The sequence below is a fragment of the Pseudescherichia sp. genome, from assembly GCF_031998825.1.
In the GTDB taxonomy this organism is placed as follows: domain Bacteria; phylum Pseudomonadota; class Gammaproteobacteria; order Enterobacterales; family Enterobacteriaceae; genus Pseudescherichia.
Genome location: NZ_DAMACX010000026.1, coordinates 1 through 9,194 on the forward strand (window position 1 = coordinate 1; position 9,194 = coordinate 9,194).

The window sequence follows — 9,194 nt, forward strand, 5'->3', positions numbered from 1 at the left end:
AAAAGTGTTACCTGTGTTCCCGGTCTGATCTGTCACCTATGTATCCGGTCATACAGCAGTGCCGCCCGGCATATCAGCCTCAGCACAGTAACGCCCGGTGGCGCTTCGCTTACCGGGCCTACAAATTACACCGTGCTTACTGTGGTGCTGATTAGCCCTTCGCTTTCGCGACGGTGACCATCGCGGCGCGCAGGGTGCGGCCGTTCAGGGTGTAACCCTTCTGCATCACGCCCAGCACGTTGCCTGCTGCAACCTCTTCAGATTCAACCATGGCAATCGCCTGGTGAACGTTCGGATCCAGCGGCACGTTGGTGTCGGCAACCACCTCGACGCCAAACTTGCGCACGACGTCCAGCATCGACTTCATGGTCAGCTCGATACCTTCCACCATCGGTGCCAGCTCTGGGTTAGCTTTATCCGCCACTTCCAGCGCGCGATCCAGGCTGTCGATTACCGGCAGCAGCTCATTGATAAACTTCTCCAGCGCAAACTTGTGCGCCTTCTCAATGTCCAGCTCGGTACGGCGACGCAGGTTCTCCATCTCCGCTTTGATGCGCAGGACACCGTCACGCTCGCGATTTTGCGCCTCAACCAGCTGTGCTTCGAGGTTCGCAATTTTCTCATCGCGCGGATCCACCTGCTCAACAGAAGCGTCAGGCTCTACTGCCTCAACCTCTTCATGCTGCTCCGTGATAATTTCTTCCGGGGCTTGCCCCTCAGGCGTTTTCTGTTCTTTACTACTCATGAATTTCTCCGCGTTTTTTTGCATTAATCTCGCTAACTTCGCTTATTATGGGGATCAGTTTTGCGGTTTCAAGAGAAGCCTTAAGATTGTCACCCTTCATTTGGCAAAAGGACTCCAGATAATGAGTACTCATTTCACGTGTATTGGGATTGTCGGCCACCCGCGTCACCCTACGGCGCTGACCACACATGAGATGCTCTGGCGCTGGCTGTCCAGCCGGGGATATGACGTTATCGTTGAGCAGCAGATTGCCCAGGAGCTAAAGCTCACCAACGTGCGCACCGGCACGCTGGCGGAGATTGGCCAGCAGGCGGATCTGGCGGTGGTGGTCGGCGGCGACGGCAATATGCTCGGCGCGGCCCGCACCCTGGCGCGATACGATATTAAGGTCATCGGCATCAACCGCGGCAACCTCGGCTTTCTGACCGATCTCGATCCGGACAACGCCCAGCAGCAGCTGGCGGACGTGCTTGAAGGGCACTACATCACCGAAAAGCGCTTTTTGCTGGAGGCGCAGGTGTGCCAGCACGACTGCCAGAAGCGGATCAGCACCGCTATCAATGAGGTGGTTCTCCATCCGGGCAAGGTGGCTCACATGATCGAGTTTGAGGTCTATATTGATGAGGTGTTTGCCTTCTCCCAGCGCTCGGATGGCCTGATCATCTCCACCCCTACCGGCTCCACGGCCTATTCGCTGTCGGCGGGCGGTCCAATTCTGACCCCGTCGCTGGACGCCATTACCCTGGTACCGATGTTCCCGCATACGCTGTCGGCTCGCCCGCTGGTGATCAACAGCAGCAGCACCATCCGCCTGCGCTTCTCGCACCGGCGTAATGACCTGGAGATCAGCTGCGACAGCCAGATTGCCCTGCCGATCCAGGAGGGCGAGGATGTGCTGATCCGCCGCTGTGACTACCATCTCAACCTGATCCATCCGAAGGATTACAGCTACTTTAACACCCTGAGTTCCAAGCTGGGCTGGTCAAAAAAATTGTTCTGAAATCGACGGCGGGTGCTTTACTGGATATAAAACCTGTTTATACTGTACGAAAACACAGTTATGGTTTTTCATACAGGAAAGCGGCTATGCTGGCACAACTGACCATCAGTAATTTTGCAATTGTTCGCGAGCTGGAAATTGATTTTCACAGCGGCATGACCGCCATTACTGGCGAAACCGGCGCGGGTAAATCCATTGCCATCGATGCGCTCGGGCTGTGCCTCGGCGGGCGTGCGGAAGCCGACATGGTTCGCACCGACGCCGCACGCGCCGATCTCTGCGCCCGCTTCTCCCTGAAAGACACCCCTGCTGCCCAGCGCTGGCTGGAAGAAAACCAGCTTGAAGATGGCCGTGAGTGCCTGCTGCGTCGCGTCATCAGCAGCGACGGCCGCTCCCGTGGCTTTATCAACGGCACCGCGGTGCCGCTCTCCCAGCTGCGCGAGCTGGGCCAGCTTCTCATTCAGATCCACGGCCAGCACGCGCACCAGCTGCTGACCAAGTCCGATCACCAGAAGACCCTGCTCGACGGCTATGCCGGTGAGTATGCCCTCACCCAGCAGATGGCAGAGCACTACCGCCTGTGGAACCACAGCTGCCGCGAGCTGGCCCAGCATCAGCAGCAGAGCCAGGAGCGTAGCGCCCGCGCCGAACTGCTGCACTACCAGCTGAAAGAGCTGAACGACTTCAGTCCGCAGCCGGGCGAGTTTGAGCGCATCGACGAAGAGTACAAGCGTCTCGCCAACAGCGGCCAGCTGCTGAGCACCAGCCAGCACGCCCTGACGCTGCTCGCCGACAGCGACGACGCCAACCTCCAGAGCCAGCTCTACACCGCGCGCCAGATGGTCACCGAGCTGGTGGGCATGGACAGCAAGCTCTCCAGCGTGCTCGATATGCTGGAAGAGGCTGCCATTCAGCTGAGCGAGGCCAGCGACGAGCTGCGCCACTACTGTGACCGCCTCGATCTCGATCCGAACCGCCTCTACGAGCTGGAGCAGCGTATCGCCAAGCAGATTTCGCTGGCTCGCAAGCATCACGTCACCCCGGAAGAGCTGCCGGCGCACTATCAGGCACTGCTTGATGAGCAGCAGCAGCTTGACGATCAGGCCGACTCCCAGGAGACGCTCTCTCTGGCGGTGCAGAAGCACCATCAGCAGGCGCTGGCCACCGCGCAGCTGCTGCATGCGCAGCGAGTGAAGTATGCCCAGGAGCTGGGCGGGCTGATTACCGAGAGCATGCATGCCCTGTCGATGCCGCATGGTCGCTTCCACATCGACGTCAGCTTTGACGAGCGTCACCTGACGCTGGAAGGCGCGGACCGCATTGAGTTCCGCGTGACCACTAACCCGGGCCAGCCGATGCAGGCGATCTCGAAGGTCGCCTCCGGCGGCGAGCTGTCGCGTATCGCTCTGGCGATCCAGGTGATTACCGCCCGTAAGATGGAGACCCCGGCGCTGATTTTCGATGAGGTTGACGTAGGTATCAGCGGCCCGACCGCGGCCGTAGTGGGTAAGCTGCTGCGTCGGCTCGGCGAGTCCACCCAGGTGATGTGCGTAACGCATCTGCCGCAGGTGGCGGGTTGTGGTCACCACCACTTCTACGTCAGCAAAGAGACCGACGGTGCCATGACCGAAACGCACATGCAGCCGCTGGATAAAAAGGCGCGGTTGCAGGAGCTGGCGCGCCTGTTGGGCGGCAGCGAAGTCACCCGGAACACGCTGGCTAATGCGAAAGAACTACTCGCGGCCTAAACTTTTCGGCTAATTCCGGGTCATAGTGAGACATAAAATCGCCGCTGGATCCGATAGCAGAGGTTTCAAACTCGCTAAAGGTCTATTATTATCGGCATATTACAAATGAGCCGCGTACTACCAGGCCCGAAAAGGAACCAAATCACTATGCGCTGTAAAACGCTGACTGCTGCCGCAGCGGTTCTTCTGATGATGACTGCTGGCTGTTCCACTCTGGAGAAAGTGGTTTACCGCCCAGATATCAACCAGGGGAACTATCTGGCACCTAACGACATCTCTAAAATTCGTATTGGCATGACGCAACAGCAGGTTGCCTATGCGCTGGGTACCCCGATGATGAGCGATCCGTTTGGTACCAACACCTGGTTCTACGTGTTCCGCCAGCAGCCTGGCCATGAGGATGTCACGCAGCAGACGCTGACCCTGACCTTTAACAGCAACGGTGTGCTGACCAACATCGACAACAAACCGGCCCTGACCAACTAGGTTCCGCCAGGTAAAAAAACAAAAAGCGCTCAGTGAGCGCTTTTTTGTGCCAGCAAGGACGCTATTCGTCGTCCGCTTTCTCTGCGCGCTTGCGCCGCAGCTCTTTCGGATCGGCAATCAGCGGGCGATAGATCTCTACCCGGTCGCCATCCTGCACCGCGTCGGCCAGCTTTACCGGACGGCTGAAGATACCGACCTTGTTTTTCGCAAGATCGATATCCGAGCGCAGCTCCAGCAGGCCAGAGGCGTTGATGGCCTCTTCTACCGTTGCCCCTTCGCTCAGCGTTACGCGCTGCAGGTACTGCTTCTCCGGCAGGGCATAGGCCACTTCAACGCGAATCTCATCCGGCACTGTAAACCTCTTTGGCGCGATGGGTAAACGCCTGCACCATGTTTGAGGCCAGCTCTTTAAACACGCGGCCAAAAGCCAGCTCAATCAGCTTGTTGGTGAATTCAAAGTCCAGATTGAACTCGATGCGGCAGGCATCCGGACTCAGCGGCGTAAACCGCCAGCCACCCATCAGCTGCTTAAAGGGACCATCCACCAGCTGCATAAGAATGCTTTGGTTGCTGGTAAGGGTATTACGGGTGGTGAACGTCTTACTGATGCCCGCCTTCGAGACATCAACGGCAGCCGTCATCTGCGTCGGGCTAGCCTCCAGTACCCGGCTGCCGGTACAGCCTGGCAAAAATTCCGGGTAGGACTTTACGTCGTTCACTAATTGATACATCTGTTCTGCGCTGTAAGGCACTAAAGCAGTTCGGCTTATCTGCGGCATAGCGTTATCCTGAGGTCTACACCTCATAAATAATAACATTTCCTGTCCAGGAAAGGAAAACGCAAAGCCAAACTCATGCTAATATAACGCGTTACACCTCGCAGGATAGATGGGGTATTTTTCAACAGCTGATTACCGACGATTTACGATACTTATGACAAAGAAAAAAGCACATAAACCGGGTTCCGCTACCATTGCGCTCAACAAGCGCGCCCGTCACGAATATTTTATCGAGGAAGAGTTTGAAGCGGGCCTCTCTCTCCAGGGTTGGGAAGTGAAGTCCCTCCGCGCCGGGAAGGCTAACATTGGCGACAGCTATGTGATCCTGATCGAAGGCGAAGCCTACCTGTTTGGGGCCAACTTTACGCCGCTGAGCGTTGCCTCCAGCCACGTCGTCTGCGACCCTACTCGTAACCGCAAGCTGCTGCTCAACCAGCGCGAGCTGGACACCCTCTATGGCCGCGTAAACCGCGAAGGCTATACCGTTGTCGCCCTGTCGCTCTACTGGAAAAATGCCTGGTGTAAAGTGAAGGTCGGCGTCGCCCGCGGTAAGAAACAGCACGACAAACGCTCCGATGTGAAAGAGCGCGAGTGGCAGGTAGATAAAGCCCGCATTATGAAGAACGCCGGACGCTAATCTCTACGCTTGCAGCACCTCCCTCTCCGCCGGGGAGAGGGTGTGCGTACAACGGATTATCTAGCGTTCGCGCAGCGCCTCGTTGACCTTGTTCAGCGGCTTGATCAGGTAGTCCATCACCGATTTCTGCCCGGTTTTAATCTCTACGTTCGCCACCATGCCCGGCAGGATCGGGAAGCGCTGGCCACTCTTGTTTTGCAGCTCGGCGCTCTTAGTCCGTACATAGACACGGTAGTAGAACTGATCCCGACGCACCTCATCCTGCAGCGTATCCGGCGACACCACCTCCACCTGACCGGTCAGGTTGCCGTAGATCGAGGAGTCGTAGGCCGTGACCTTCACCGTCGCAGGCAGGCCCGGCCGAATGTAGGCGATATCACGCGGATTAATGCGCGTCTCGACTAAAAGCTGATCCTCCAGCGGAACAATCTCCATCAGCTTGCCACCCGGCTGCAGGACGCCGCCGACGGTAGTGACCTGGATATCCTTGACGATGCCGCGCACCGGTGAAAAGAGCGTAGCGCGATCGACCTGATCCGCCTTACCGCTCATCGCCTGGATCTGCGCGTCGAGATCGGCATTGGTTTTCACCTGCTCCTCGCGAGCGCGTACCGCAAACTGGTTGCGCGCCTCGTCGATTTTGCCCTGCAGCTCGGTGGCCTGCCGCTGGAGGCGGATCACCTCCACCTCGCTTGCTGCCCCCTTCGCCACCAGCGGCTGCGTCAGACGCAGCTCCGACATCACCAGCTGATACGTTTTCTTCAGGTTGGCCACCGTCTCGTTCAGGTTGCGCCGCCGGGACTCATACAGCTGACGCTCACGCGCCACCAGATCCGGCTCACGCATCGACTCTTCGCTAAAGCGCAGCGGCTCCCCGGTCAGCTCCGAGCGCAGACGCTCGCTGGAAGCTCGTAGCGCACGTACCCGGGCCGCCGACTCGCCGTAGTTAGATTGAAAACGGGTGGGATCGAGACGGGCCAGCATCTGCCCGCGCTCGACGATATCCCCCTCGCGCACCAGCATCGCGCTGACGATACCGCCATCGAGGCTCTCGATCACCTGGGCGTGGCTAGATGGCGTGATCTTGCCGGTGCCCACCGTCACCTCATCCAGAATGGCCCACCATGCCCACGCCACGAAGATCAGCAGCCCCGCCAGCGCCAGCCAGATCACCGACGAGTAGAAGCGCCCCTGACGGGCGAGATCGTCCTGCATACTCAGTTGACTCATTGCTCGCTCCTCAGGCTACCGATGCCACGTTGCTGTTGCGCGCCGCCTGCTGCAGCAGGGTGTCGCGCGGCCCGTCGGCAATTACTTTACCGTTCTCCATCACCACAATCCGGTCCACCAGGTTCAGCAGCGCCGGGCGGTGGGTTACCAGCACCAGAGTGCGTCCGGTGAGCCACTGCTGGAGCTGGCGGATCACCCACGCCTCCAGCTGCTCATCCATTGAGGCGGTGGGTTCGTCGAGCAGAACAATCTGCGGGTTACGCACGATCAGGCGGCTGAGCAACACCATCTGCCGCTGACCGCCGGAGAGGCCGCGTCCGCCCTCGTTGATCAGTCGGTCGAGGCTGGCGGCATCCTGCTGCACCATACCGATTGCGCCGCTGATGCGCAGGGCCTGAATCAGCTCCGCCTCGGTAGCGTGCGGATGCCCAAGCATCAAGTTCTGTCGCAGGGTGCCGAAAAAGAGGCGCGAGTCCTGGGAGAGATAGCCTACCTGGCGACGAACATCCATGGGATCAATATGCGCCATATCGACGCCGTCAATAATCACCTTGCCCTTGCTGGCCTGCGCCTGGCCCGAAAGCAGCTTCAGCAGGGTCGATTTACCCGCCCCGGTCTTACCAAGGATCGCCACCCGCTCGCCGGGCTTGATCTCCAGACCATCGATCTGTACCGCCTGATCGCCCTTCTCGGGATCGTAGCTGTACTGCACCTTCTGCGCCTGGTAGTGACCGGCCAGCACCGGGCAGTGGGCCATCTTCTGGTCGGCGCTCTTATCCAGCGGCTTCTTGAGCAGATCGTCGAGGCCGTTCATCGCCATTTTGGCGTGTTGCCAGCGGGAGAAGACCATGGTCAGTTGCATCAGCGGCGCGATGGTGCGCGACGAGAGCAGGCTACAGGCCACCAGCGTACCGGTGGTAATATTGCCTTCCATCACCAGATAGCAGCCGAAGACCAGCATCCCGGCGTAGGTGATCTGCTGGACGGTAGAGGCCCAGCCGCTCAGCCGTGCCCCCCAGACGCGCTGCTTCATGCCGATGTTAGCCCCCACGGCATGGGTGTGCTCCCACTGACGCTGAAAATAGGGCTCGGCCTGTAGGGCTTTGATATCTTCAACGCCCTCGATCGACTCCACCAGCACCGCGTTGCGGATCGCGCTCTCACGCATCCCCTCTTTCGCCAGCTTCGCCATCGGCCACTGGACGAGGATCCCAGGGATCACAATCAGCGGAATGGCGATCAGGGGGATGATCACCAGCGGGCCGCCCACCAGCGCCATGATGCCGAGGAACAGCAGAACAAACGGAATATCCATCGCCGCGCCGACAGTTGTCGAGGTGAGCAGCTCGCGCACCTGGTCGATCTCACGCAGCTGGGAGATGAACGAGCCGGTAGATTTGGGTCGGGCATCGTTCTTGATTGCCATCGCCCGGGCAAAGAAGAGCGAGGAGACTTTGAGATCGATATGCTTGCCCATGATATCGGAGACGTGGGTACGCGCCAGGCGGATCATAAACTCCAGCAGGGCGGCGAACAGCACGCCGATAAACAGCACCCACAGGGTAGGAATCGACTGGGCGGGGATAACCCGATCGTAGACCTGCATCGAGAAGAGGATCCCCGCCAGAGCCAGCACGTTGCCCAGCACCGAGGCCAGGGCGATCTCCGAGAGCTTGCGCTTGGCATGGCGGAAGTGCCGCCAGAACCAGTGCTCCTCCCAGGGACGGGTAAAGTCGTCGATGCGAGAGTCGCGCCCGCGGGCGGCGATGCCGAGCATCACCACCTCCGGCTTGACGCGGGTCAGCAGCGTCTCCAGCGCCTCCTCGCGCACCAGATCGCCCCCCTCGCTGAGCCAGTAGGCCACCAGCCCGTCGGCGTCGATAGTCTCCAGCAGCATCAGCTCGCCGGACTCAAGTTGAACGATGACCGGCAGATTCTGCGCGTTCCAGCGCATCTTCTCCAGCTCCACCACACGCACCTGCAATCCCATCAGGCCGCTTAATCTCTCCAGCCGCGCGTTAAGCGGCAGACTCTCAAACCAGCGCATCTGCTGGCGTACGGCAGGCGCATCCGCCGGCAGGCCAAATCGCCCTGCCGCACGCACCATGACATTGATCCAGCTCTCGGTATCCGGCTGTTGCATAACTACTCCTTGGCCGTTAGCGCTTAAAGTGATGGCAGGGTATCGCCGATGGTGCGGCTACGCTCAATGCCTAACATATCCAATAGATTATCTGCGGCGGCCGCATAGCGTACCGCGGCATCCCAGGCGTCATAGCGGGCGGTAATCGACGCGGTATCGGCCTGAAACACGTCCTGCTCAATGCTGAGCAGATCGTTAAGGCTACGTTTGCTCAGGCGGTACTCATCGCGGTAGACCCCACGGGCGCGATCGGCGCTCAGGTACTGGGCATCCCCTGCCCGCTGACGCTGCTGCGCCCCGGTAAGGTCGGCCCACGCGGTAGCGGCGCGCTGGTTGATCTCCAGCTTGCTGGCCTCCACCTGCGCCCGGGCGCTGGCCCTGTCCCCTTCGGCGGCATCAACGCGGGCGCCCACGGCCCCGCCCTGG

The 9,194-nt window shown here is 59.6% G+C and carries 10 protein-coding genes; 4 read left to right on the plus strand and 6 right to left on the minus strand.

Annotated elements, in window-relative coordinates; genetic code table 11:
- Window positions 1-151 precede the first annotated feature (151 nt).
- Window positions 152-745, minus strand: a complete 594-nt coding sequence (grpE, locus tag RTP97_RS13130; RefSeq protein WP_312414290.1) for a nucleotide exchange factor GrpE — start codon at window positions 743-745, stop codon at window positions 152-154.
- Between the two features lie 121 nt (window positions 746-866).
- On the opposite strand from grpE, the gene nadK reads away from it, so the two are divergent.
- The 3 genes from nadK (at window position 867) to bamE (ending at window position 3,979) form a co-directional block, all read left to right on the plus strand.
- The gene (nadK, locus tag RTP97_RS13135) at window positions 867-1,745 is read left to right on the plus strand and encodes an NAD(+) kinase (RefSeq protein ID WP_312414293.1); all 879 of its coding nucleotides are present in this window, start codon (window positions 867-869) and stop codon (window positions 1,743-1,745) included.
- An 86-nt stretch (window positions 1,746-1,831) separates the two neighbouring features.
- Window positions 1,832-3,493, plus strand: coding sequence for a DNA repair protein RecN (gene recN, locus RTP97_RS13140; protein WP_312414295.1), 1,662 nt, complete (start codon window positions 1,832-1,834; stop codon window positions 3,491-3,493).
- A gap of 147 nt (window positions 3,494-3,640) precedes the next feature.
- Entirely contained in the window at window positions 3,641-3,979 is a 339-nt protein-coding gene (bamE, locus tag RTP97_RS13145) for an outer membrane protein assembly factor BamE (protein ID WP_238081059.1), read from the plus strand.
- A 61-nt stretch (window positions 3,980-4,040) separates the two neighbouring features.
- Here bamE and RTP97_RS13150 read toward each other — a convergent pair whose 3' ends face one another.
- Together RTP97_RS13150 and RTP97_RS13155 are read right to left on the minus strand one after the other, a co-directional pair.
- Window positions 4,041-4,331 carry an RnfH family protein gene (locus tag RTP97_RS13150; protein ID WP_312214092.1) on the minus strand — a complete coding sequence of 97 codons (291 nt, stop codon included), beginning with the start codon at window positions 4,329-4,331 and terminating at the stop codon, window positions 4,041-4,043.
- Window positions 4,321-4,758: a type II toxin-antitoxin system RatA family toxin gene (locus RTP97_RS13155; RefSeq protein WP_312214090.1), complete on the minus strand. Its 438-nt coding sequence runs from the start codon at window positions 4,756-4,758 to the stop codon at window positions 4,321-4,323. Before RTP97_RS13155 ends, RTP97_RS13150 begins: the two co-directional genes overlap by 11 nt.
- A 154-nt stretch (window positions 4,759-4,912) precedes the next feature.
- Between RTP97_RS13155 and smpB the strand changes: the two genes are divergently transcribed.
- The gene (gene smpB / locus RTP97_RS13160) at window positions 4,913-5,395 is read left to right on the plus strand and encodes an SsrA-binding protein SmpB (protein ID WP_312414297.1); all 483 of its coding nucleotides are present in this window, start codon (window positions 4,913-4,915) and stop codon (window positions 5,393-5,395) included.
- Between the two features lie 60 nt (window positions 5,396-5,455).
- Here smpB and RTP97_RS13165 read toward each other — a convergent pair whose 3' ends face one another.
- The 3 genes from RTP97_RS13165 to RTP97_RS13175 all read right to left on the minus strand — a co-directional run.
- Window positions 5,456-6,625: an HlyD family efflux transporter periplasmic adaptor subunit gene (locus tag RTP97_RS13165; RefSeq protein WP_312414299.1), complete on the minus strand. Its 1,170-nt coding sequence runs from the start codon at window positions 6,623-6,625 to the stop codon at window positions 5,456-5,458.
- Window positions 6,626-6,635: 10 nt separating this feature from the next.
- Entirely contained in the window at window positions 6,636-8,768 is a 2,133-nt protein-coding gene (locus tag RTP97_RS13170) for a type I secretion system permease/ATPase (RefSeq protein ID WP_312414301.1), read from the minus strand.
- Between the two features lie 23 nt (window positions 8,769-8,791).
- Window positions 8,792-9,194: TolC family protein (locus RTP97_RS13175; RefSeq protein ID WP_312414304.1), on the minus strand; the 403-nt coding region annotated here is incomplete at its 5' end.